Source organism: Affinundibacterium seohonense (assembly GCF_014284305.1).
Taxonomy (GTDB): Bacteria; Pseudomonadota; Gammaproteobacteria; order Burkholderiales; family Burkholderiaceae_D; genus Undibacterium; species Undibacterium seohonense.
Genome location: NZ_JACOFW010000003.1, coordinates 265294 through 289303 on the forward strand (window position 1 = coordinate 265294; position 24010 = coordinate 289303).

Consider the following 24010-nt stretch of genomic DNA (forward strand, 5'->3'; position numbering starts at 1 on the left):
CCCACATGAGGTCGAGAACTTTTTAAAGAATTGACTCACGCGCCAAAGTAAAGCGTGCCACACGGTCTTCCAGTACGGTGACACCTATGCCAGGCCCCTTGGGTAAATCGATGAAACCATCATCTGCCAAAACTACAGATGGAGCAACGATGTCTTGGTCAAAATATCGTGCCGTTTCTGAAGTGTCTCCTGGCAGATTAAAGCCCGGTGCAGTCTGTAGTTGGAGATTGAAAGCGCGACCGATGCCAGTTTCATCCATGCCGCCAGACCAAACAGCGATGCCTGCCTGCTGGCACAAAGCGGCAATACGCAGCGACTCGATCATGCCACCGACTCGTCCCTGCTTAATGTTAATGACACCGCAGGCCTTCAATGCCAGCGCCGAACGGGCATCGTCAAGGTTGTGAATCGATTCATCCAAACACAGTGGCGTAGCCAGCTCACGTTGTAGCGCAGCATGTTGGACGATATCGCTGTAGGACAAGGGTTGTTCTATCATCGTCAAATGAAAAGCATCAAGTTGGCGCAAGTGTGTTGCGTGTTCAAGGCCATAGTCACCATTGGCGTCGGCCATCAGCGTCAGCTTTGGATAGGCAGCGCGGACAGCGCCCACCCACTCAATATCTTTACCTTGCATGATCTTCAGCTTCACACGGTGATAGGGTCGACTTGTCGCTTCTGCCACTGCCTCTAGCAATGCTGGAATTGATTCTTGAATGCCCAAACTGATGCCCGACTGTATGCGCCGTTCTGAGAATCCCAATAAGGCGTGCAAAGGGCGATCTTGCTGCCGTGCGATCAAGTCCAGCAAAGCGTTTTCGACCATCGCTTTTGCCATGCCATGTCCCCGCACAGGACTCCAACGTTTTAGCAACTCACCGATGGTTTGCCCTGGCGTCAGCAATGGTAATAAAAATTCTTTAAAAATATGGCATACGGTTTGTGTCGTTTCACTGGCATAAAAAGGATCGGGATCAGCCACACATTCGCCCCACCCCACTACGCCATCCGATTCCAGTCGTAACAACAACGCCTCTTTTACAGCCCAAGTATGGACGCTGGTGGCAAAAGGCTTTACAAACGGTAAACGTACTGTGATCAGGTCGATGCGATGCAGAACCGGAATGTGCGCATCAACTGCTGGAGAAATCGGTACTGAACAATGCAGAAATTGTTGATCCATTTTCAAACTCCTCAGGCATAACCAATCGTTACGGCAAAAGCCACCATCGCCATCGACATCAGCAAGATCAATAATTGGAAACGCCAAATAATGCCAAACCATCGCGTCCAAGGCACACCAGCAACGCCTAAAGATGCCATCAAAATTGCGCCAGTCGGCACGCTCATATTCGCCATGGCATTACCTAATTGGTAGGCCAACACAGCTGTTTGCCGGGTCACACCGACCAAATCGGAAAGACCAGACATCAGGGGCATATTAATCGCTGCCTGCGCACTACCAGAATGGATCACAAAGGTGAACATCGTTTGTACCGCCAACATACCTTGCGCTGCCATCTGCGCAGGCCAAGTTTCTAACATGGTTCCCATGCTGTGCAAAAAGGTATTCAAAACCGAAGGCGCGTGTGGATTCGCGCCCCCCAATAAATATTCGATCCCTTTCGCCAAAGAAATTACCATGACCGCCGACATGAGTTGCTGCGCTCCACCAACAAAAGCTTCGGCTGCTGCATCGGCGGTCAAACGTTTGGCAATAATGGCGACAATCGCAGCGAAGAAACATAAGCTGACAAACTGAGTCGCAATTTCTGGAATAAAGTAACCAGCAGTGACGACACCCCAAACGATCCAGACGATAGTCGCAACGATACCAACAAGAATTAATCGATCCGCAAATCCAAGTGGTGGTGTATCCAATGGAATCGCAATTTTTCCATCGACTCCCAACTCAACCTCGGTACGATGACGTTGCGCATACCAAAGTGTAAATGCGATCCCAGTGCTGACAAATATAAAAAACATGACAATGCGCAAAGGGGCGCCTGACAGTAGCGGCACGTTGGCGATGCCTTGCGCCAAAGCGACTCCAAACGGATTCATCCATGAGGTACCGAAGCCGATCTGACTGGCGACATAAGTAATCATCACCCCAACTTCGGGCGGATACCCCATACGCAAAATCAGCGGTAACAATAAGGCCAGGAAGGCGATGGTTTCCTCACCCATACCAAATACAGCACCACCCGTGGCGAAAGCAGCAAATAAAGATCCCAACAACAAACGTGGATGATGTCCGGTAATCGCAATCAGACGTAACAAACCACGATCAACTGCGCCGGTTGCATTGATGACACCAAATGCACCACCGACCAACAGAATGAAAGCGATCACACCAATCGCAGAACCACCACGACTACCTGATGTCATACCTTCAAACGGCGCGTTGAGAAAGCCAATTTCCTTACCTGTACCAAACACCGAAATACTGATGTTATGGTCTGCGACCCGATAAGATTCGAGTGAAATTGGAACACCTTTTTCAAAATAACCTGCCGATACCCAGGGTACCACCAAGGCAATCAATAGCGCGCCAAAGAGCAAGATGATCAGGGTGTTTGGAACTTTAAATGTACTTGGCTTGTTGCTCATGCTTGTAGCTCCGGCTAACAGTTCAGGCAGCCCTCTTATAAAAAAGCCCCACCTGAGTGGGGCGCAAAAGGCTGCGGGGGTAATTCGATCTACTTAAATTTATACTGCAAATTAACAAAGAATGAACGTCCACGCGGATCGCCATAAGTCGGATCCCAAGTTACGTGGAAATAACGTGACTGATTCGTGAATGGCGGCGGTGTATCTAACAGATTGATCACACCAGCACGCAACTTCAAGTTCTTAGTGAACGCATAGCTGCCAGACAAGTCCCACAAGGAATAAGCTTCGACATCACGATCATTCCAACCAGCATCTGCCAGACCGGGAATATTCTGATCACGATACCCAGCAAAGTAAGTGTTGCCCAAAGTCAGATTGAGTTGACCATATGCCCAATCAAGATTGAGCTTATGACGCCAACGCTGGACGGCCTTATCGTCACGAAATACACCAAGACCATTCGTCAATGGTGAATTTGGGTCGGACTGGAACTTATACTCAGTCAGATAGGTGGCGCCGAGATTGGCACTGAAGCGACCAATCGAAGTGGCATCACCACGCCAGTTGAGTGCCAGATCAAAGCCCGAGGTATTTAATTTGCCACGGTTCTCTTTTTTAAACTGCAAATAGGACACAAATCCATCGGATTCACGAATAACGATGTTCGGATTATTGTAGTAAACCGGATTATCAAAAACAGTCTGCTCGCCAATTTCTGAAATAATGTCGGTCTTGCGAATCATCCAATAATCAATACTACCGTTCCAGTTTTGATTAGGCTCCAGAACCAAACCAATCGAGAATTGTTTTGATTTTTCTGGTTTGAGCAAAGGGTTACCATAACGATCCAGATCGAACTGTGCGATTTCACCTGAAACCGGATCTTTCACAAAACTCGCGATCGTACCGGAACGTACTGGCAAGAACATTTCAGAAATCGAAGGCGCCCGGAAACCAGTACCGAAAGAAGCGCGACCTAACATCGCTTTGCTTGGACGATAGCTAAGAGCGATCTTGGGATTGGTCGTATCGAGATTTTGTGAAGTCAATCCTGACAGTGGATCTTTGACACCTTTGTAGTGGTCGTAACGTACCGCAAATTGACCTTCCCATTCTTTGGTAAATGGCGCATTTACTTCTGCGTAAAAACCAGCAATGTCTCGTGAATTCGATGAATCTGCGAGCAATTCGTCGGAGCTGGAACGGTCGCCTTGCACGTCATTCGTTTTTAACGCCGCAGTCGATGTGAATTCCGTTTTTTCACGACGTAATTCCGCACCGAGAGCCAGCATGACATCACCGCCCGCCATAGACATCAAGGGGCGAGTCAATTTACCGTCAAAACTATCACTCGTACCTTGAGAAATACGCGCAGCCCCCGAAATTTTAATCGAGTTCATAAATTTTTTGCCAGAGTCATCAGTTGGCGCGACGAACGGGTTATATAAGCCTTTGGCGAGACCATCCAGCAGTTTAGAACGGGATACCCAACCATCGATATCAAGATCTGTCGCTTCGTTGACGCTATGGTTATAAGCCGTATCGTAATCCCAGCTACCAATACGACCATTGGCACCCAATACAATACGAGAACTTTCACTGGTGACCTCAGTGGTGCGACGTCCTGCGTCGGTTAAGCGAAAGCGGAAATTGACAGGCGTCGTGATACCCGTTTTGGCTTGCAGATCTTTAGGCAAATAAATACCCGTACTGGTGCCGTTGATGCTACCTGAGGTCGCAGGCGACGCAGCATATGCTGTCACCGCTTTGCTCTTCAAGGCTTCGAAAAATAGTTGGTGATCATCCGACACCAAGAAAGTCGCGCGACCAATAAAACTTTGTTTTTCACTCTTTGGATAGACTTCCGAATCCCCCATGTAATTAAACGAACAGCCCTCCGTACCGCCTGGTCCAAGTGGACGAACAACATTCGGGCTGCCATCGACACAGGCAGCTTTACCAAAACTAACGCGTCGGCCTGGTGAAGGCAACCACTTACCGCCAGGTCCAGAACCAAACAAGTAAGAAGAGTTATTGAGTGTGGCAAGCTGGGCTGCGCTTAAATCTACGTTGGCTGGAAAAGAGGTGCTCGATAACTGGGGTGATAAACGATCAGGCAGGCTATATTCCTGCATAAACTTACGCTCTGAAGTAGCGAGGCGTTCCATTCGCTGAACATCTAAAGCACCAAATACATTAAAACGGTCTCTTCCAAGATCACCGAAGCCGCCAGAAATAGAGGCGGTTTTTTTACCACCACCACCTTCAGCTGTATTTAACGCATAAACATTGATGTCCGCACCTTGATAATCCTTGCGAGTGATGAAATTAATCACCCCGCCCATCGCATCCGTACCGTAGATCGCTGAGGCACCATCCTTCAACACTTCCACGCGCTGAATCGCGCCAGCGGGAATACTATTTAGATCAACACCAGAGTTATCACCAGGGCTGGCAAAATTGGCGAGTCGGCGACCATTGAGCAACACCAAGGTACTAGAGACACCCAGTCCACGCAGATTAGCGCCGTTAAATCCACGCTGCCCACCCATCACATCGCTGACGCTAGTGCCATCCGTGAGTCCGCCCACATTTGAAGATATCTTCTGCAGCAATTCAGCAGCCGTTGTCACACCGGTCTTGTCAATATCTTCGCGTTTGATGGTTTCGATTGGCAATGCTGTTTCGCCTTCAATACGTTTGATACTGGAACCTGTGACTTCGACACGCTGCAAAGATTGCGCGACAACGTTCGTGCTCAAGACGCTCAGAGCGAGTAATACTGCATGGGTGCATCGGGAGCGGCGGAATACCAACGCCGCAGGCTTGCTGGCTAGTTTCATGCGAAAAATCCTCGAAAATGTGTGTATTAAACGCAAGCACCGTGCTTGCAGTGCCCCTGCGCAACTTTGGAACGTCTTCAGTGTAAGCAGTGTTCAGTTTCTTGAGTTTCCTATTATTCGATTGCGTCGCACAGTGAGAAGCTGGTGTCGCATTCTTGCAATGTTGTTCGGTATAGAGTGTTGCAAACTTCCGACAGTGCGACATGCATTTACTAATGTGCGCAAAGATCACTCCCTACATGTCAGAAGAGGGCAGATTGATGGCAACATCCGCTTCAATGAGTTCTTAGCGAAAGGCCTATCCTTTGAAATCCCTAACTATATTGGCGCTGTTCGCAGCGAATTTGACAACTACTTTTGTCCACGCCGAACAAACTTCAACAAAACCTTCGTTCCAGCCAATACCAGGAATCGTTGTTCCTATGGGGGGAGCGGTGCGTGGTGATAATGACGAGTTGCGACAACGCTTGGTGGATCTTGCTGGCGGTAAGGGGGCGAAATTCGTCGTCATTCCGACTTCCTCAGGAAATCCCATTGCAACAGGTGAAAACGCCGCACATGAACTCAGACGCCGTGGTGCGCAAGTAGAATTGCTGAAAATCGCACCGCAATGGCCGGGAGAAAATCTCGAGTCAGCGCGCCGCGCCGCAGCTGATCCTGACAATGTCGCAAAAATTCGCGCGGCGAATGGCGTGTACTTTACCGGTGGTGCGCAAGAACGTTATGCCGATGTGCTCAATCCAAATGGCGTAGCATCGCCAGTGCTGCAAGCTGTACGTGAATTACAAGCACGTGGTGGTGTGGTAGTTGGAACGAGCGCGGGTGCCGCGATTATGAGCAATGTCATGTTTCGTGATGCACTCAATCCACTATTAGTGCTCAAAGGCTTGTTGAGAGATGGTAAAGAAGTAGAACGCGGCTTAGGATTTGCTGGTGAAGAAATTTTTATTGATCAACATTTTCTCAAACGCGGAAGAATTGGTCGCCTGCTCGCTGCGATGCTCGCCAAAGGTTATAAGATTGGTTTAGGCATCGATGAAAATACCGCAGCCGTGATTCGCGGCAGCGATGTCGAAATTGTCGGCGCTACCGGTGCACTTTTAATTGATCTGCGTGATGCGACGATAACACCAGGTCCCGTCAATGTGAGCAATATTCGCATTTCCTATCTGGATAATGGCGACCATTATGATTTAGCCAATGCACAAGCCAGTGTTTTTCCCGCTAAACGCGGCAAAGGGGAACTAAAATTCAGACAGCCCGGTTTTGTTCCTGAACTGGAAAATCCACGTCGCGATTTCCCCGACATCTTGGGTGAAAACGCCATTCAACGTGCCTTATCACAACTGGTGGATGGCAATCTCGATCACGTCATTGGTTTTGCGTTCAGCCTGCTTCCCGCCAAGGACGATCCCGCACCTGATCTCGGCTTTGAGTTTTTGTTACGGCGGGATGAACGTACACGTGCTTGGGAGAGTACAGGCATCGACGGCAAAGACTATTCAGTATTTGATGCGCGACTCGACGTGCGACCAATACGTATGAACACTCCACACTACAAATCATGGTAATGGCTATGCGAAACTTGCGACGATTCTGTCTGCTCATACTTTCCGCCGCACTATGCGCGCAGAGCGCTAGCCTCATGGCACAACAGCGTTTGCTTGATCACGCAATGCTGGATGTCGCTGCAGCACGCGGATTACCTGAAGTAATCAACTGGCGACGCGATTTACACGCACATCCAGAGCTCGCATTTCAAGAACATCGGACTGCGAACCTCGTCGCAACTGAGCTTGCGCGCATGGGCTACGAAGTCCATCGTGGGGTAGCAGGAACTGGCGTTGTTGGCTTACTCAATACTGGCCGACCAGGCCGTGTGCTTGCTTTACGCGCGGACATGGATGGTCTGCCTGTTGCGGAGGACACTGGTCTGCCGTTTGCGTCGAAACAAAGAATCAAACAAGGCAACACCGAAGTCGCCTTAATGCATGCCTGTGGTCATGACATGCATGTAGCGATGCTATTAGGTGCGGCGCGTGTACTCGCCGATCTGCGTGGACAGCTTTCCGGTACAGTTAAACTGATATTTCAACCAGCAGAAGAAGGTGTCGCAAATGCGCCGAATGGCGCAGAGCGCATGGTGAAAGCTGGCGTCCTCGACAATCCTAAAGTGGATGCCATGTTCGGTTTGCATGTCGGCATCACGCCCCAATCAACCGGCACACTTTCGCTACGAACACGCGGCCTGATGGCAGGCAGTGATACCTTTGATATCGTCGTCAAGGGTCGACAAACGCATGGTGCATTACCATGGAATGGCGTCGATCCGGTAGTGGTCGCGGCGCAGATCGTTTTAGGACTGCAATCTATCGTCAGCAGGCAAACCAATCTCACAGTTGCGCCTGCTGTCATTACCGTTGGCACTATACATGGTGGGCAAAGAGCGAACATTGTTCCGGGCGAAGTTAAAATGAGTGGCACTCTGCGTAGTTTTGATCCCGCCATGCGCGATCAGATGTTGGTACAACTTAAGCGTACCGCAGAGAACCTTGCTTTTGCTTCCAACGCGACAGCAGAAGTGAGCATTGATGCTGGTTACCCGGTGACATGGAACGATCCAGACCTCACCACAAAAATGCTGCCAAGTTTGCGCCGTGTAGCAGGTGCTGCGGTACTGACGGACATACCACCAACCACGACTTCTGAGGATTTTTCTTTTTACGGACAACGTATTCCCACAATGCTATTTTTTCTCGGTGTCAATCCGCCTGGCACGCCCCCTGCTGACTGGGCACCGAACCATTCACCTCGTTTCAACCCTGACGAAGGTGCCTTACTGACTGGCGTACGCGCACTCGCTAGCCTGGCCGCTGATTATTTGACAGGGAACTGAAACCTCTCATGGAACTCATATCAATTCCCCTCCCCTCGCCTGCCGCCGGCACTAGTCGGGCGCTGTCGTTTTTGCGATTTGGAAAAGAAGGAACTGGCCGCAAGGCTTATATTCAAGCATCACTTCATGCTGATGAACTACCCGGCATGTTGGTCGCTCACCATCTGAGAAATCAGCTTACCAAGCTTGAACAACAAGGTCAGCTACTTGGTGAAGTGATCTTAGTACCAACTGCAAATCCGATCGGACTCGCACAAACCTTGCTGGGCACCAGCCAAGGCCGCTTTGATCTGCGAACTGGACAAAATTTCAACCGCCTGTTTCACAATTTATCGGAAGAGGTACTAGAACGCGTCAGATCCCAACTAAGCTCTGATCCACACGCCAATCAGAAACTGATACGAACAGCGATTCGCGATTATCTGAGAGAACAAACCACTATAGACGAGTTATCTGCACAACGACTAGCGCTAATGCGTCTCGCGGCCGATGCCGATGTGGTACTCGATTTACATTGCGACTGTGAATCGGTGCTACATATCTATACCGGAACGCCATTATGGGATCGCGTTGCACCATTGGCAGGATTGCTCGATGCGCAGGTCGCCTTACTGGAGACGAATTCTGGCGATGACCCTTTTGATGAAGCTTGTTCACGAATTTGGTGGGACATTGCTGCCTTGGTTGGGAATGAATTTCCGATACCTTTAGCCTGTCTCGCGGTGACTGTTGAGTTACGCGGCTTTACCGACGTCAGTCACGACATCGCTGAACGCGATGCCAATGCATTAATCGACTTTCTGCGCTTACAAGACATCATTGCTGGCCCTTTATCACAAACCATACGACCCGCCTGCGAACCGACTCCGCTAGCTGGTTGCATACCGTTGGTCGCACCGTCAGCAGGACTAGTCGTCTACTTGCGAGAACTTGGCGAAACCGTCAAAGCCGGAGACCCACTGATCGATCTGATTGATCCGGTGAGCGGTGAGGTGCAACAATTGTTGTCGCCAGTGGATGGAATTTACTTTGCCCGCGAAAATCGTCGTTATGTGCCGCCCGGGACCCGTCTGAGCAAAGTCGCAGGCCATCAAGCGGTGCGGCGCGGATCACTGCTGTCGGCTTAACACAATCGAATTGCCCATGATGTCGTCGTTGAATATAGAATCTAGCTAGCATTCCCAAGAAAGAATCCATGCCGACGCCTTTTTCTGTTTCCTTGATATTGCTTCCCGGTTTTTCACTGTTCGCCTTAGGTGCGGTGCGTAGCGTATTTGCGGCAGCTAACGAAGTAAGTGGCGAGCTGCTTTATCAGATCGAACAATATGCGGCAGATGGCGCGCAAGCCCTTACGCAATGCGGTATTTCACTGGAAGCTGAATCAATCGACAAACTGAATTACCAACAGGTCGACTTGGTCATGCTGATCGCTGACGAACGTGTCGATGAACATATTTCCCATGTCGTCGGCGACCATCTCGTACAAGGATTACATCGCTCTCAATATACTGGCGAGGTCGTGCTAGGTGCATGTGGCACAGCGGCACAGATCCTCGCGGAACACGGCCTATTGGATGGCTATCGTGCCGCAATTCATTGGCAGATTCTGGCAGATGCAATAAAACGCTACCCTGTGACCGTTTTCACCCCGGGTTTGTTCGAAATCGATAGAAATAGAATCAGTGCTGGTGCAGGTGCTGCAGTGCTTGATTTACTCTTGCATTGGCTTGAACTGCGTCATGGCAATACTTTTGCCGCTGAAGTAGCAGCAGGCTTAGGTTTGGATAGATTACGTGGCAGCGACGAACGTCAGCCGGTACCAGCATCAGCGCAACCTGCACTTGGATCGGCGCGCTTAAAAGAGGCGTTAGAACTGATGGCAGCCAATCTGGCCGAACCTTTGCAAGCGGAAGATATCGCACAATTAGTCGGTGTGTCGCGCAGACAATTAGAACGATTATTTCGCCAGCATATGGACACATTTCCATCACGCTATTATCTCGAGTTACGACTCAAACATGCACGTCGCCAATTGAAGCAAACAACGCAATCAATTCTGCAAGTCGGGCTTGCTTGTGGTTTTACTTCAGGCCCGCATTTTTCCACCACCTACCGTAATTATTTTGGTTACACTCCGCGCGAAGAGCGCGCCCGCCACAGCATGCCGCAAGTCGTGACGAAAAACGCCGAAGAGGACATTCAATGAATCACATGGACTATCTGTTACGCCCCGCAACACTAGATGATCTCGATGCCATCGAGCGCTTCTCGAAAGCTAGTACTTTCGGCATTCATACATTAAAACCAGGCCGAACACGATTGGCGGAACGACTTGAACGATCGCTGAAAGCCTTTGCAGGCAGCGAGCCAGTGCGCGGCGATGAAATCTACCACTTCGTTCTCGAAGATCTCCGAGCAGGTCGTGTCGTCGGCACCAGTGGCATCGTCACTAGCGCAAGCGCCAACCGGCGTTTTTACTGTTATCGAAATGAATTCTCGGTACATGCCAGTGAAGAACTCGGCATCAGCAATCGAGAACATACTCTGCGCCTGTGCGAAGACTTGTCTGGTCACACCTTGCTTAGCTCGTTTTACATCGAACCAGAATATGGTGCGACGCTAGCACCACAACTACTTTCTCGCGGACGCTTACTTTTCGTCAGAAACTTTCCCCATTTGTTTGCAGAAAGAATAGGCGCGGAAAATCCTGGCTTATGCGACGAAGCTGGAAATAGTCCATTTTGGAATGCATTAGGTGGGCGTTTCTTGAAAATGCCATTTCCTGAAGCTGAGCAACGCACTGGTGGAAGATCCAAGAGTTTCATCGCCGAATTAATGCCACGTTCACCAATTTACGTTTCCTTACTCGCCGAAGATGCGCAATGGGCGATGGGACAATTACATCCTGATGGAGAGTTACCATTTGGAATTTTGGTGACAGAAGGATTTGATGTAGATTCCTTCATCGATATTTTTGATGGTGGACCGATTGCCGAGGCACGCGTGGCAATGCTAAACACGGTCGTGTCCGCGCAAGATGTGGAGTTGCGGACAGCACATGATTTGAAAGGCGAAGCCTGTTTAGTAGCGAATATGGAACATGCAGGATTTTGCGCAACATTGGCACTCGGCGAGTTCATTGACAACACCCTTCAACTGAGTCCCTCTGCAATTGAGCGACTCAAATTGACTGCAGGTTCACGTGCATGTGCTGTACGTGCTAATGAGTTGTCATTAGCTGTGTAGTTACCTAAACAACTAACATCGCAACGACGACGGCCAGAGCATCCTCAATCCGCCAGCAATTATCAGATTTGCTTGGATAGCAACGTGCTGCTTACACTTTTCTGATGTCACAACATGCAGTTCGATCTTAAAAAAAAGCGAAGGAACAAGCAGAAAATTTTCAGCAATTCAGTGAAAAAGATTTCATTTAATCTAGATGCCTCCTTCAAAGTCAGACTCTTGAATGAAAGCAGCCACAAAAATGAAAAAAGCCCTTACAATTTCTTGTAAGAGCTTGATTTCAAAATACATAAATTTTGGTGGGCCTCCCGTGAGTCGAACACGGTACCAACGGATTATGAGTCCGCTGCTCTAACCAACATGAGCTAGAGGCCCTATTTGTCGAAACAATCATGCATCGCAAAATGAGCGACTATTGTATTACATCGGACACAATTGGCACAAGGCTTAGCGAGTTTAAATGCGTGTTTAGCCTCGGGAATACTATGCATTCACTATAAACATAGTGACCATCAGTTGAAATAAAAAAACCGCGCCTTCTTTCGAGTGCGCGGCTTTCTGAAAACTTCACTTAACTCTGGCAACAACTAAACTTAGTTACCTTCTAAAAAGCTCTTCAATTTATCAGAACGTGATGGATGACGTAGCTTACGCAAGGCTTTTGCTTCTATTTGGCGAATCCGTTCACGTGTGACATCAAACTGTTTACCAACCTCTTCCAAAGTATGATCGGTCGACATTTCAACACCAAAACGCATGCGCAATACTTTTGCTTCGCGTGGTGTCAACGAGTCCAATACATCTTTCACGACATTGCGCATCGACGCATGCAACGCTGCATCCGCTGGCGCCAAGGTGTGATTATCCTCAATGAAATCACCCAAGTGCGAATCATCATCGTCACCGATTGGTGTTTCCATCGAAATCGGTTCTTTGGCGATCTTCATGATTTTGCGGATTTTATCTTCCGGCATTTCCATCTTGATCGCTAAAGTTGCTGGATCTGGCTCTGCGCCGGTCTCTTGCAAAATCTGACGCGAGATACGATTCATTTTGTTGATCGTCTCTATCATATGCACAGGAATACGAATTGTGCGCGCCTGATCTGCAATCGAACGCGTGATCGCCTGACGAATCCACCACGTTGCATATGTTGAGAACTTATAACCACGACGATATTCGAACTTATCAACAGCTTTCATCAAGCCGATATTGCCTTCTTGGATCAGATCCAAGAATTGCAAACCACGGTTCGTGTATTTTTTCGCGATAGAAATCACCAAACGCAAGTTCGCCTCAGTCATTTCACGCTTCGCTTTACGTGCTTTCATTTCACCTGCGGACATCTTTTTATTGATGCCACGTAGATCAGGCAATGGCAAGACGACGCGAGCCTGCAAGTCGATCAATTTTTGTTGTAACTGCTGCACAGTCGGTACGTTACGTCCCAAAATCGCACTATACGAATGTCCTGCATTGACTTCACCATCGACCCAAGCAAGATTAGTTTCGTTACCAGGAAAAACTTTAATGAAATGCGAACGTGGCATACCACAACGATTGACCACCACATCTAAAATCTGTTTCTCCACGTGACGGACTTCATCAACTTGACCACGCAAGGTATCACAAAGTTTTTCAACGACTTTTGCGGTAAAGCGGATACCTAGTAACTCACTAGAAATTGCCTCTTGCGCCTTGATGTAATTCTTTGAGTTGTAGCCTTCCTTCTCGAAGGCTTTACGCATTTTGTCAAAGTTCTCTGAGATGATGGCAAACTTAGCTAAAGAATCGCGCTTAAGTTGCTCAAGCTGTTCCGCTGAGATTCCGGCAGCAACAGCTGCAGTATCCTCTTCGTCCTCTTCTTCTTCCTCTTCGTCGTCTTCTTCTTCCTCTTCATCATCACTTTCTGCAACGACGACAGGCGCTTTTTCCTCTTCGGTTTCGGCGTTTGGATCGACCAAGCCATCCACCATATCATCCACTTTGATTTCCTCGCTGGCGATACGTTCAGCCTGTGCGAGAATTTCCGCAATCGTGGTTGGGCATGCCGAGATCGCTTGAATCATGTCTTTAAGACCTTCTTCAATCTTCTTAGCAATGACAATCTCACCTTCGCGAGTCAGTAACTCGACCGTTCCCATCTCGCGCATATACATACGTACAGGATCCGTGGTGCGTCCGAAATCCGAATCCACAGTTGACAGTGCCGCCTCTGCAGCCGCTTCAACTTCATCATCGTCGCTAGTGACGGTGACAACATTATCAGATAACAACAACGCTTCAGCATCTGGCGCCTGCTCGTAGACGGCAACACCCATGTCGTTGAAGGTACTGATGATGCCTTCGATCGCTTCTGGATCGACAACGTTTTCCGGCAAGTGATCGTTAATTTCCGCGAAGGTCAAATAACCACGATCTTTACCCATTTTAATCAGGGTTTTCAGACGCTGGCGGCGACGCTCTAATTCTTCAGCAGTCGCTTCGGGATCGGCAGAGAATGCATCCTTCAGAAGCGCTTTTTCTTTGGCTTTTCGGTCTTTCGCTTTGGCTTTATCCAATGCCTTCATTTCAGCGCGCTCAACCGCGTTAAGCGCTGCCATTTCTTCGTTTTCTGGTTGATATTCTTTTGGTTTACGACCACGACGACCCGGCACTTTCACACCCGGCAGCACATAACCAGACGTGTCAATGCTCGCCAATAGCGCAGCATCGGTTGTTTGACTCACTGTCGGAGCAGAACCTGTTTTGATCTCTTGCACTTCAGGTGCTTTTTCAGGTTTCGCCGACTTAGCGGATTTTTTTTCTGATTTCAATTCGTCTTTTTCCGCTTTTTCGGTTTTTTCAGTGCTGCTGGCGTTCGATGCTTTAGTAATCACAGAGGCTTTCTTCTTTGCGGCTGACGGTGTTTCAGTTGGCTTTACGACTTTCGTTGCAGCTTTTTCGACATCTTTGCTCAACTTTGGTTCGACTTTTGATTCATTTTTTGTGGCACGTGTTTTTGGCACTTCAACTTCCTTTTTACTCACCGTCGATTTTACAACTTTACCTGGAATCTTGCTTCCAGCCAATTTTACTGATTTCAATTCTACTTTAGGCGGTTTAGCGTCTTTCGCAAGGACTTTCTTCTCGACAGTCTGCGCCTTGAGATTCACATCAGCCAGTGATTTCGTTGCACTTTTCTTTATTGGCGCTACCAGGACTTTCTCTACTGACTTAGTTTTGCCGCCCTGCGGCGCTGACTTAACAGGACTGGCCTTCTTAGGATTCGCTTTTGCAATCGAACTTATGGCCGGTTTAACATTTTGTTTTGCAACGACCTTTACAACTGACTTACTGGTAGATTTGACTGCGGCCTTAGTAGTACTGGCGGTGGATTTGGCGGCAGGCTTTATGGAAGCCTTACTTGGCGAACTTAGCGTACTTGCTGTCTTTTTCGCAGCAGCAATTTTTGTCGAACTCTTCGTCACTACGGATGTTAGTTTTTTCGCGGGTTTCTTCATTGCACTAGCCATTGAATCAAACCAACCGAAGCAAACAAGTCATTTGAAACACGAAAAAAGCAAATCACTGCATACAATAAGAACCAAGAAACAGTGCGCTTTTCCAAATTCAAACAAACCTTTTTCCTTGCGTCGGAGTTTTGGGTTACTCGGAGGAGCAGACGCTCACCTAAACAACACATTCCTGTTATCAACAATCACCATGCGATGACCGCGACAAAGAATGAAAACAACCTAAGACCTTGAATCGAAAGCCTTTAATTATATCACTTGCCACCTTTTTACTCAATCAAACAGAAGAGTAAGCACTTCCAAACAAAGCATTTCACAGCAGCAAGAAATTAATCTCATATGCCTAAGTCAATACCATAAAACCATTTTCATTTTACTAATTACATCGCAAATATACGCGACCACTCGTTATTGCAAATAACTAAGGACCACCAGCAGATTCAACTTCAGCTTCACGACGTATCGCGTCTTGCAATTGCATAATTTCACGATAACGCGCCACATCTGCAGGATCACGCAAGCCTCGCTGAGCCAATTGTTCCATTTCCATTTTTAGCACTTGTGTTCGCATTTGCCTTAAGGCACCAGCCAACTCCATGCGAACAACATCAATTTCAGACTCGGTCTGTTCAGCAATCTCGGCAATCAAGGGATCAAAGTCAGCGCTAGTCGCTCGCAGGTTTTCCGCCAATGCTGCAAAATTGGCCTGATCTCCCATAGGCTGCGCTATTGACACCAAATGCATTAACATTTCAGCACCATCGGGAGCTATTCGGGCGGCACAGTCGAGCATTGCTGGAGTCATCATGACAGCTAGGGATGGATGTGCGACTAAAATTCGCATCACTTGTCGCTCTAAACCAACAGGTGCGCTTCGACGACTTTTCGGCGGCGCAATCTTGACGCGTGCCACTGGCTGAATTAACTCAAATAAGGCTTCAATTTCCGAAGCGGTCGATTGAGTAATCTGAGCCAAATTCCGCACCAACTGCAATCGGAGGCCTGAAGGTGTCATTTGCTGCAATAAAGGTTTGGCGTCAAATTGTGTTTTTGCTCGACCTTCCGCAGTACTCAAATCGTTATCCGCACTGACTTCTTTAATAAAAAATTGAGATAAAGGCATCGCATTTTGCACTTCAACCGCAAAAGCATCGGCGCCGAATTCCCGTACAAAACTATCCGGATCATGCTCAATGGGTAAAAATAAGAATTTGATAATTTTATTATCATTCACATGCGCCAAGCAAGCATCAAGCGCACGCCGCGCCGCTCGGCGACCAGCACTATCACCATCAAAACTAAACACCACATGGTCGGTCTGACGCAATAATTTCTGAACATGGGTTGGAGTACAAGCAGTTCCCAGGGTAGCGACAGCTTGTGGAAATCCTAGTTGCGCTAGGGCAACTACATCCATATACCCCTCAGTAACAAGTACGTAGCCAGCATCACGGATCGCCTGACGCGCCTCGAACAGACCGTACAGCTCTAAGCCTTTTTGATACAGAGGTGTTTCCGGTGAATTGAGATATTTTGGCTCACCTTGATCCAAAATTCGACCGCCAAAACCGATAACCTGACCTTTGGTATTGCGAATCGGGAACATGATGCGATCGCGAAAACGATCATAACGCTTACGATGCGCCCCTTCATCATCACTTTTATCGATCACCATGCCGGCTTCCGCAAGCGCATGTGCGCTGTAGTCGGAAAATACTGCACGCAAACTATCCCAACCATCCGGCGCATATCCAAGCCCAAACCGGGCGGCTATTTCCCCCGTTACCCCACGGCGTTTCAAGTATTGAATTGCCGTCTCGGCGCCACGCAGTTGCTGTCGATAAAAATCGCAGGCCTTCGTCATCACTTCACTTAACGCCAGACTCTTTGCGGTGACTTCGGCACGCTGCGCCGGCAACATACGATCATCATCAGGAACGATCATGCCGTTATTGAGAGCCAGATCCTTTACGGCATCGACAAAATTCATACCCGAATACTCCATCAAAAAACCAATGGAAGTACCATGCGCACCACAACCAAAACAGTGATAAAACTGCTTAGTCGGACTGACTGTGAAACTCGGGGATTTTTCGTTATGAAAAGGGCACAAACCCATGTAATTGGCGCCACCTTTTTTCAATTGCACATACTTACCCACCACATCAACGATATCAACGCGGGCAAGTAAATCCTGAATAAAACTTTGTGGAATCACGCAAACATTCTCAAGCAATATAAACAAATACGGCCTCGGAAAGAAGTCACTCCGAAGCCGCAATAAGATAACAACAAATGTTGATTACTTAGCTAAGGCGGCCTTAACCATAGCAGAAACAACCGTCATATCAGCACGGCCAGCCAATTTTGGCTTTAACACCGCCATCAACTTACCCATATCTTGTGGGCCTGTCGCGCCAACCTCAGCAACAGCTTCTGTAACAGCAGCCTGCATTTCGGCTTCACTTAAACCAGCTGGCATATATGCCGACAAAATTGCCATTTCCGCTTTTTCAATATCCGCCAAATCTTGACGGCCACCAGCCTCAAATTGCGTAATGGAATCTTTACGCTGTTTGATCATTTTTTCAATAATTGCCAACACCATAGCGTCGGTCAACTCGACGCGCTCATCTACCTCTTTTTGTTTCATCGCCGCCGTGATCAAGCGAATCGCACCAAGCTTAGCAGTATCTTTAGCGCGCATTGCGGCCTTCATATCTTCGGTGATTTGTTCTTTCAAGCCCATGATATTGATATCCTCTGAAAAGATAATTTCCTGCAACAAACAACGCAAGAAAAAGAAATGATGAAAATAACAAAGCCCGCTGCGGTACACCGGAGCGGGCATGCAAACCTAAAACAGATATAAACTGTCAGACATTAAGCTATCGTGCAACACTCAATGCCAAACAGAATTAATACATCTTCTTAGGCAATTGCTGACTACGAATACGTTTGTAGTGACGTTTAACAGCAGCTGCTAAACGACGTTTGCGTTCTGCAGTTGGTTTTTCATAAAACTCGCGAGCGCGCAATTCGGTCAACAGACCGGTCTTTTCGATGGTGCGCTTGAAGCGACGCATGGCGACTTCGAACGGCTCGTTTTCTTTAAGGCGAATTGTGGTCATGTAAGTTCGGAACCAGTTAAAATTATAGGAAGACCGAAATCATAACAGGATTTTTTTGAATTGGGAAGTCAAGTGATGAAAACTTATGCAAAAAAGTGTGGCGAAATGTCCGCATAACTAAATGCCTAATGAGTAAATCCCAGCTTAAACACGAGCCGACGCTGCTTTGCCAGCTGCCACACCAGATGCCCAAGCCCATTGAAAATTAAAGCCACCAAGCCACCCGGTAACATCGACCGCTTCGCCAATGAAGTATAAGCCTGGAACATTATTCACCATCATCGACTGCTGAGATAACTCACGGGTATCAACCCCACCACGGGTCACTTCCGCCTTTCTATATCCCTCGGAACCATTGGGAAGCAACTCCCAACGATTCATCTTTTCACCTAATAGACGTAAACGCTTATCTTGCGTATCGGCGATTTTCAGATTCCCGTCAAATCCGTGTGCCGCTAATAGACCATCCACCAAGCGCGCTGGCAAATAACTCGCTAAAAAATTCGCCAGATTCTTTTTTGTTGTGCTTTTTGCCGATATTAATTCTTCAGCAACATCCAATTCAGGCAGTAAATTAACGCGAATAGTTTGTCCAGGCTGCCAATAGCTTGATATTTGTAAGATTGCCGGACCTGATAAGCCACGATGCGTAAATAACAAATCTTCACGAAACACCATTTTGCTTTTCTTCACCCCGGTCTCGACATCCACTTCCAGTGAGATTCCAGCCATAGGCACAAATGGCTCCCAATTTGTCGCATCAAACGTTAGCGGTACTAATGCAGGTCTAGGCTCGACGATTTTCAAATTAAACTGCTTGGCAATTCGGTACGAGAAGTCGGTCGCGCCAATTTTAGGGATAGAGAGTCCACCTGTTGCAATCACCACATTGGCAGCATTCACCACTCCGCGTTCGGTGTGAACCAGAAAACCATGCTCTGTCTTCGTCAGCTCACGAATACTGCAGGGCATACGCCATTCAACCTTACCAACATCACACTCCGCTTTCAGCATGCGGATAATGTCTTCGGCGCTATCGTCACAAAATAATTGGCCTTTATGCTTTTCATGAAAAGCGATTTTGTAGCGTTTTACCAGAGATAAGAAATCTTGTGGGGTGTAACGTGACAGCGCACTTTTGCAAAAGTGGGGATTCTCTGACAAAAAATTACTGGGCGTCGCATGTAGGTTCGTAAAATTACAACGACCGCCGCCAGAAATTCGAATTTTTTCAGCGAGCTTACTGGCATGATCGATCACTAACACACGCTTCCCCGCTTGCCCTGCGACGGCTGCACACATCATGCCAGCAGCACCAGCACCAATCACCACGACATCATATTGCAGCCCATTTTCAACAAGCATCATGCACTTTCAAAATTAAAGATGTAAATCAGGCGCGCATTGTAATAGAAAAATCGTGCCTCACATGATCATCCAGATTTAAGTGCTTTAGCGAGTTGCAAACAATGCTGCACTTGTTGCGCGATATTCGCGGGCACAGGAATACTCCCTTCCAATACCTCGACAATCCACTTTGCGGTACTGGTCGCGTCCAACCACTCAGGCAAACTTTCTGGTTCTGCAATCAATTGCGAGGCGGTCATTTGCACCGTCTTGCATACACCTAGATGGTAGCTATCGATTTGCTGGGCTCGACCGGTGCTTGCCACCGTCTCACCTTCGGTACCACGCATCAGCAATACAGCCCCCCGATCGTGCGGAGCCAACTCACGAAAATAGCGATCCAGCATGATTTGATATTCAGGATGTGTGTATGAAGTCAAGCGCAAGGCGACTTGATTAAATGCTTGCAAAATCTTCACCAGAGTATGCGTAGAATTTCGCAAACCTAATACCTGACGCATCAGTAAAATGGTATTCATCGATGGTGCCAACACCGAAATTGGAACAAAAGCTAAATTTCGCAGCATCAAGTGTTGCTGTGCCTGCTCCGTACTTTGTGCCAAATCGACATTTAATGCTGCAAATATCTCAGCACTGCTAACCCTCCCTGGATCTTGGGTCAGTCCATGCACCAACACTGGCGCACCCTCGCGTGCCAGCAGCATTGCGAGCAGAGGAGTCAAATTTGGACGTTTACGCGCACCGTTATAACTAGGGATCACAATCGGCGCATATTCTCTATCAGTGGGCGCATCCAGTTTCTGCATCCGATCCTCGGCGGCATCAAGAAAACCGGCGATTTCTTCAATTGATTCGCCCTTGATTCGCATTGCCAGCAAAATACCACCCATCTGTAAATCCGAAACACGTGCATCCAACATGGCTGCATATAGTTGATAAGCATCCTCTCGTGACAAGTCACGTGCACCTTCTTTTCCGCGACCAATTTCCTTAATATACGCGGCAGCTGCAAAGGGCTGAGCGCTCAATTTATCTTGTGTATTTTTCATAAGCGAAGCTTACACCGAGTCCACCTTCGATATCAAACACTACGCGGACTATCGAATTTTTCCGAATAGCCTCAATCACAATCGGTTGCCTGTTCAGGAATCTCAGAATCTGTCTCGACGCCACGACAGACAGACAATAAGCAGAAGTAAAAAGGGAAATCATTGTCGTTTTTGATCAAGTTTCGCTATACTTGTTGACACTATCCTAACCACATGCCCACCTCATCATGATGACGAAAAATCCTGGCGCAAATGCAGACTACGCCAAATTGCATGTACTTTTGGTCGACGACGATGAATTTTTACTAGAACTAATGAAAGTCACTTTACGTGATCTCGGCGTTGCATCCGTTGTTTTGGCTTTAAATGGTTTCGAAGGCTTAAACTCCTATCGACAAACACAACCGCGTCCGAATCTAATTATTTGCGATTTATGTATGCCACAATTAGGCGGCATGGAATTATTAAGCCATTTGGCCTTAGATGGCTGCCAAGCAGACATACTAATTATCTCAGGCCACAATTTAATCCCGCCTATTGATAATCACTGGGCACTGGCGAATTACAATGGCCCGATACTCAATTTGGCAGAAAAAATCGCCCGGATTCAGGGCTTAAAAGTCCATGCTAGTTTTGAAAAACCCATCACGCGCGAAAAGATCATTGAGATGCTTGACGTCGTAGTCGCCTCGAACAAACCAAGCGCCATCAGCGCATCAAATTAAACTCAGACATTCGCTAGGAACAAAATGATCTTAGGCTTACGTACTACCATTTACCCCGTCGCAGACTTAGCCGCAGGCAAAGACTGGTATTCCCAAGTTTTGGGCCAGGCACCTTATTTTGACGAGCCTTTTTATGTAGGATTTAATGTCGGCGGATTTGAACTCGGCTTAATTCCCGACGGCATACCAGGCATTCATGGCGCACAGGCTTTGTGGGGAGTCGATGACGCCACTCTTGCGATGCGAAAATTACTAGAGCTAGGCGCACAAGAACTTGAGCCAGTCACCGAAGTTGGTGGTGGCATCTTGGTAGCAGCGGTTCAAGATCCATTTGGGAATCGCTTCGGCATCATTCAAAATTCCCATTTTGATGTTAGTGCAGTGCGCTAAACGAGAAACTGTCAAATCTCTCAGCACACCGCGCACATTGATTCATTGGCAAAAGCGAAAAACGTCAGTTTAATCGAGAAATAAAACCATCAAAGCGATTCCCGCCAACACGAGTGCGACAGCAATATTCACTCCTCGCACTAACCAATAGTGTGACCGTACACGATTGGCAATTACGCCCCCTGCAAATATCGCTAACAAATCAGCTGGAATGGCGGTGATGGGGATCAGAGACGACAAAAGGAACATACCTATCGTCGAATGCTGGCTAACAAATTGCGGCATAAAAGACAAAAAGAAAATGATGGTTTTCGGATTGCTCAATTCAATTAATACACCATTGGAAAATAAGCGCCAAAACGTTTGACGAGAAAATTCTTCTCTAGTTTGAACTATCGCATCGGCGTCGCTTATCGGATTATCGGTCGAAGCAGAATTATCTAATTTCGCAAATGCTGCGCGCAAAGAGTCGTAGGCCAAATAAGCCAAGTACGCGGCGCCTACGTATTTAATCAGCTGCAGCAACCAAGGAAACTGCATCGCGACCAAACTCAAACCTAAAGCGGCAAACAAGGCATGTATCATGCCACCAACTGCCAATCCCAATGAGGATGCTAGTCCACCGCTAGACCCAAACTGCACACTACGCGAGAGCACATATGCCATCGACGGCCCCGGTGATGCACTTAGTAATAAACCTGCTCCGATCACAGTGAGCGCAATGCTTAATTGGTCCATGTTATTTTTCCTTCCAAAAATGGATTTCGCGTTTGTTGTGCCTGCACTATTTTTGCTTCTAGAATTTTGGACTGTTTCTCTTCACTCCCCTTCAAGCGCAGATACGAGAAATCCTGCGAAACTTGTTGCAATAAATGTTCCCCCGCAATCAAACTTGTTCCATCATTTTTGTGCTCATTCACCATAGGTCGTATCACTGATTGGTAATCAAATGCCGCAAAAAATGGCATAGAAAATCGTTGGCTTCCGGTATTCAAAACGCGATGGGGGTTGGAACGATAGCGACCACCAGAAATCACTTCCGCCATATCGCCGACATTCATCACTAGCGTTCCCGGAATCGGTGGGACATCTAGCCATTCACCACTGACATTGATTGTTTGCAAGCCTGGCATCGTTTGATGCAAGAGCGTGAAAAATTCATAATCCGTGTGCGCGCCCATCATGCTGTGACTATCAGCCTCACGGCAGGCAATTTGATTTTCTGGATAGTGAATTAAGCGCAGTTGCGCAGTTGGCTTACGCATCATATTTGTCAATGTATGCATACGCAGCCCTAACGCAGCCTCTATCGTATGCGTCAGCAATTTTGCCAACTGACTAATCGCTTCGTAGTAAGCATAAACCGTCTGTTTAAAGCCTAACAAATCTGGCCAGGTATTGGGTCCATAAAAAATATTACCAACCAAAAAATCCGGATCATCCGCCGGCAATTCCAAGCCTATATCGTAAGCTTCATATAAGCGCGAGGCTTCATCGGCATACAAGCCACTTTCAGCGAAGCCTACGTATCCAGAATGGCGTGGTGCATTGGCAATATCGTACTGACACTTAATTTTTTCTGGCATCGAAAAAAAATGCATGGCAGAGGCTTGAGCCGCCGCGATCAGGTCTGCACCTATACCGTGATTTTTGAGGTAACAAAAGCCTGTTTGCGCTAGGGCTAAATCGAGTGAGCGAACCAAAGTAGCATCATTCGGATAGCGCCGCACTTCCGCAAGGTCGATGATTGGAACCATATAAGTTCTCCCACTTGAAAAAAATTCATGATATCAAAAAGAGAAAAAATATAGAAAGCATAAAATGCTAATGTTGTGTTTTCATCCAATTTCCCATTAAGGCTCATTCATACTCATAACGCTGAGATTACAAAACTCATTTCAATGGCCAGATTTAATCAAATATAACGGCGATAACGTGGTCACAACACTCATTGCCAGTGGTATGCCAAAAGCCAAAATTGTGATCGACATTCCATTTTATAGTCGCGCTTGGGAGGATGTGACAGCAGATTCTAAAGATGATGGCCTGCATCACAGTGTACTACCACAGCTTCAGATAATGACGAGGCTGACCTTGAAGACGATAGAGTTCGGGGACAAAACGCACCACACGTTACACCAATACTGTCATCAAACAACCATAGAGTTATGACGTTCCTAGCCTCATCAGCACCAAATCGAGTTATGCCAAAACCCAGGTGCTAGATGGAT

19 protein-coding genes and 1 tRNA gene are annotated in these 24010 nt (G+C 47.6%); 8 read left to right on the forward strand and 12 right to left on the reverse strand.

Annotated features, from left to right (window positions below; translation table 11 throughout):
* Positions 1 to 22: 22 nt before the first annotated feature.
* The 3 genes from menC to H8K52_RS04705 form a co-directional block, all read right to left on the reverse strand.
* Complete coding sequence (gene menC / locus H8K52_RS04695) at positions 23 to 1183, reverse strand: o-succinylbenzoate synthase (protein WP_186921722.1); 1161 nt, start codon at positions 1181 to 1183, stop codon at positions 23 to 25.
* Positions 1184 to 1194: 11 nt separating this feature from the next.
* On the reverse strand, positions 1195 to 2613 hold the full coding sequence (locus tag H8K52_RS04700; protein WP_186921723.1) for a transporter permease: 1419 nt from the start codon (positions 2611 to 2613) through the stop codon (positions 1195 to 1197).
* Positions 2614 to 2702: 89 nt separating this feature from the next.
* Positions 2703 to 5459 carry a TonB-dependent receptor gene (locus H8K52_RS04705; protein WP_186921724.1) on the reverse strand — a complete coding sequence of 919 codons (2757 nt, stop codon included), beginning with the start codon at positions 5457 to 5459 and terminating at the stop codon, positions 2703 to 2705.
* Between the two features lie 305 nt (positions 5460 to 5764).
* On the opposite strand from H8K52_RS04705, the gene H8K52_RS04710 reads away from it, so the two are divergent.
* From H8K52_RS04710 to H8K52_RS04730, 5 genes are all read left to right on the forward strand, one after another.
* Complete coding sequence (locus tag H8K52_RS04710) at positions 5765 to 7030, forward strand: cyanophycinase (RefSeq protein ID WP_186921725.1); 1266 nt, start codon at positions 5765 to 5767, stop codon at positions 7028 to 7030.
* Positions 7031 to 7104: 74 nt separating this feature from the next.
* A complete protein-coding gene (locus H8K52_RS04715; RefSeq protein WP_246464275.1) occupies positions 7105 to 8355 on the forward strand; it encodes a M20 metallopeptidase family protein in 1251 nt (416 codons plus the stop codon).
* Positions 8356 to 8363: 8 nt separating this feature from the next.
* Positions 8364 to 9482 (forward strand): succinylglutamate desuccinylase/aspartoacylase family protein, encoded by a 1119-nt coding sequence (locus H8K52_RS04720; protein ID WP_186921727.1) that lies wholly within the window; start codon positions 8364 to 8366, stop codon positions 9480 to 9482.
* A 68-nt stretch (positions 9483 to 9550) separates the two neighbouring features.
* Complete coding sequence (locus H8K52_RS04725; RefSeq protein ID WP_186921728.1) at positions 9551 to 10561, forward strand: GlxA family transcriptional regulator; 1011 nt, start codon at positions 9551 to 9553, stop codon at positions 10559 to 10561.
* Positions 10558 to 11601 (forward strand): arginine N-succinyltransferase, encoded by a 1044-nt coding sequence (locus H8K52_RS04730; protein WP_186921729.1) that lies wholly within the window; start codon positions 10558 to 10560, stop codon positions 11599 to 11601. Before H8K52_RS04725 ends, H8K52_RS04730 begins: the two co-directional genes overlap by 4 nt.
* Before the next feature lie 297 nt (positions 11602 to 11898).
* On the opposite strand, the gene H8K52_RS04735 is transcribed toward H8K52_RS04730, so the two are convergent.
* Positions 11899 to 11976, reverse strand: a tRNA-Ile gene (locus tag H8K52_RS04735).
* Between the two features lie 218 nt (positions 11977 to 12194).
* The gene (gene rpoD, locus H8K52_RS04740; protein ID WP_425507524.1) at positions 12195 to 14363 is read right to left on the reverse strand and encodes an RNA polymerase sigma factor RpoD; all 2169 of its coding nucleotides are present in this window, start codon (positions 14361 to 14363) and stop codon (positions 12195 to 12197) included.
* 85 nt (positions 14364 to 14448) lie between these two features.
* On the opposite strand from rpoD, the gene H8K52_RS04745 reads away from it, so the two are divergent.
* Entirely contained in the window at positions 14449 to 15315 is an 867-nt protein-coding gene (locus tag H8K52_RS04745; RefSeq protein ID WP_186921730.1) for a hypothetical protein, read from the forward strand.
* 222 nt (positions 15316 to 15537) lie between these two features.
* Here H8K52_RS04745 and dnaG read toward each other — a convergent pair whose 3' ends face one another.
* The 5 genes from dnaG to ybiB form a co-directional block, all read right to left on the reverse strand.
* A complete protein-coding gene (dnaG, locus tag H8K52_RS04750; protein WP_186921731.1) occupies positions 15538 to 17334 on the reverse strand; it encodes a DNA primase in 1797 nt (598 codons plus the stop codon).
* Positions 17335 to 17418: 84 nt separating this feature from the next.
* A complete protein-coding gene (locus tag H8K52_RS04755) occupies positions 17419 to 17865 on the reverse strand; it encodes a GatB/YqeY domain-containing protein (protein ID WP_186921732.1) in 447 nt (148 codons plus the stop codon).
* A gap of 169 nt (positions 17866 to 18034) precedes the next feature.
* Positions 18035 to 18247, reverse strand: coding sequence for a 30S ribosomal protein S21 (gene rpsU, locus H8K52_RS04760; RefSeq protein ID WP_186891961.1), 213 nt, complete (start codon positions 18245 to 18247; stop codon positions 18035 to 18037).
* A 144-nt stretch (positions 18248 to 18391) separates the two neighbouring features.
* Complete coding sequence (locus tag H8K52_RS04765) at positions 18392 to 19612, reverse strand: BaiN/RdsA family NAD(P)/FAD-dependent oxidoreductase (protein ID WP_186921733.1); 1221 nt, start codon at positions 19610 to 19612, stop codon at positions 18392 to 18394.
* A gap of 68 nt (positions 19613 to 19680) precedes the next feature.
* Complete coding sequence (ybiB, locus tag H8K52_RS04770; protein ID WP_186921734.1) at positions 19681 to 20664, reverse strand: DNA-binding protein YbiB; 984 nt, start codon at positions 20662 to 20664, stop codon at positions 19681 to 19683.
* A 230-nt stretch (positions 20665 to 20894) separates the two neighbouring features.
* On the opposite strand from ybiB, the gene H8K52_RS04775 reads away from it, so the two are divergent.
* A complete protein-coding gene (locus H8K52_RS04775; RefSeq protein WP_222613676.1) occupies positions 20895 to 21389 on the forward strand; it encodes a response regulator in 495 nt (164 codons plus the stop codon).
* A 24-nt stretch (positions 21390 to 21413) separates the two neighbouring features.
* Positions 21414 to 21779: a VOC family protein gene (locus tag H8K52_RS04780; RefSeq protein WP_186921736.1), complete on the forward strand. Its 366-nt coding sequence runs from the start codon at positions 21414 to 21416 to the stop codon at positions 21777 to 21779.
* 69 nt (positions 21780 to 21848) lie between these two features.
* Here H8K52_RS04780 and H8K52_RS04785 read toward each other — a convergent pair whose 3' ends face one another.
* Positions 21849 to 22517, reverse strand: coding sequence for a LysE family translocator (locus tag H8K52_RS04785; protein ID WP_186921737.1), 669 nt, complete (start codon positions 22515 to 22517; stop codon positions 21849 to 21851).
* Positions 22505 to 23536: an isopenicillin N synthase family dioxygenase gene (locus H8K52_RS04790; RefSeq protein ID WP_186921738.1), complete on the reverse strand. Its 1032-nt coding sequence runs from the start codon at positions 23534 to 23536 to the stop codon at positions 22505 to 22507. The genes H8K52_RS04785 and H8K52_RS04790 overlap by 13 nt, the downstream gene beginning before the upstream one ends.
* Positions 23537 to 24010: the final 474 nt, after the last annotated feature.

Coding starts and splice junctions, on each gene's coding strand:
- menC (WP_186921722.1), bottom strand. CDS start 1,183: ATGGATCAACAATTTCTGCATTGTTCAGTACCGATTTCTCCAGCAGTT.
- H8K52_RS04700 (WP_186921723.1), bottom strand. CDS start 2,613: ATGAGCAACAAGCCAAGTACATTTAAAGTTCCAAACACCCTGATCATC.
- H8K52_RS04705 (WP_186921724.1), bottom strand. CDS start 5,459: ATGAAACTAGCCAGCAAGCCTGCGGCGTTGGTATTCCGCCGCTCCCGA.
- H8K52_RS04715 (WP_246464275.1), top strand. CDS start 7,105: ATGGCACAACAGCGTTTGCTTGATCACGCAATGCTGGATGTCGCTGCA.
- H8K52_RS04720 (WP_186921727.1), top strand. CDS start 8,364: ATGGAACTCATATCAATTCCCCTCCCCTCGCCTGCCGCCGGCACTAGT.
- H8K52_RS04725 (WP_186921728.1), top strand. CDS start 9,551: ATGCCGACGCCTTTTTCTGTTTCCTTGATATTGCTTCCCGGTTTTTCA.
- H8K52_RS04730 (WP_186921729.1), top strand. CDS start 10,558: ATGAATCACATGGACTATCTGTTACGCCCCGCAACACTAGATGATCTC.
- H8K52_RS04755 (WP_186921732.1), bottom strand. CDS start 17,865: ATGGGCTTGAAAGAACAAATCACCGAAGATATGAAGGCCGCAATGCGC.
- rpsU (WP_186891961.1), bottom strand. CDS start 18,247: ATGACCACAATTCGCCTTAAAGAAAACGAGCCGTTCGAAGTCGCCATG.
- H8K52_RS04765 (WP_186921733.1), bottom strand. CDS start 19,612: ATGCTTGTTGAAAATGGGCTGCAATATGATGTCGTGGTGATTGGTGCT.
- ybiB (WP_186921734.1), bottom strand. CDS start 20,664: ATGAAAAATACACAAGATAAATTGAGCGCTCAGCCCTTTGCAGCTGCC.
- H8K52_RS04775 (WP_222613676.1), top strand. CDS start 20,895: ATGACGAAAAATCCTGGCGCAAATGCAGACTACGCCAAATTGCATGTA.
- H8K52_RS04780 (WP_186921736.1), top strand. CDS start 21,414: ATGATCTTAGGCTTACGTACTACCATTTACCCCGTCGCAGACTTAGCC.
- H8K52_RS04785 (WP_186921737.1), bottom strand. CDS start 22,517: ATGGACCAATTAAGCATTGCGCTCACTGTGATCGGAGCAGGTTTATTA.
- H8K52_RS04790 (WP_186921738.1), bottom strand. CDS start 23,536: ATGGTTCCAATCATCGACCTTGCGGAAGTGCGGCGCTATCCGAATGAT.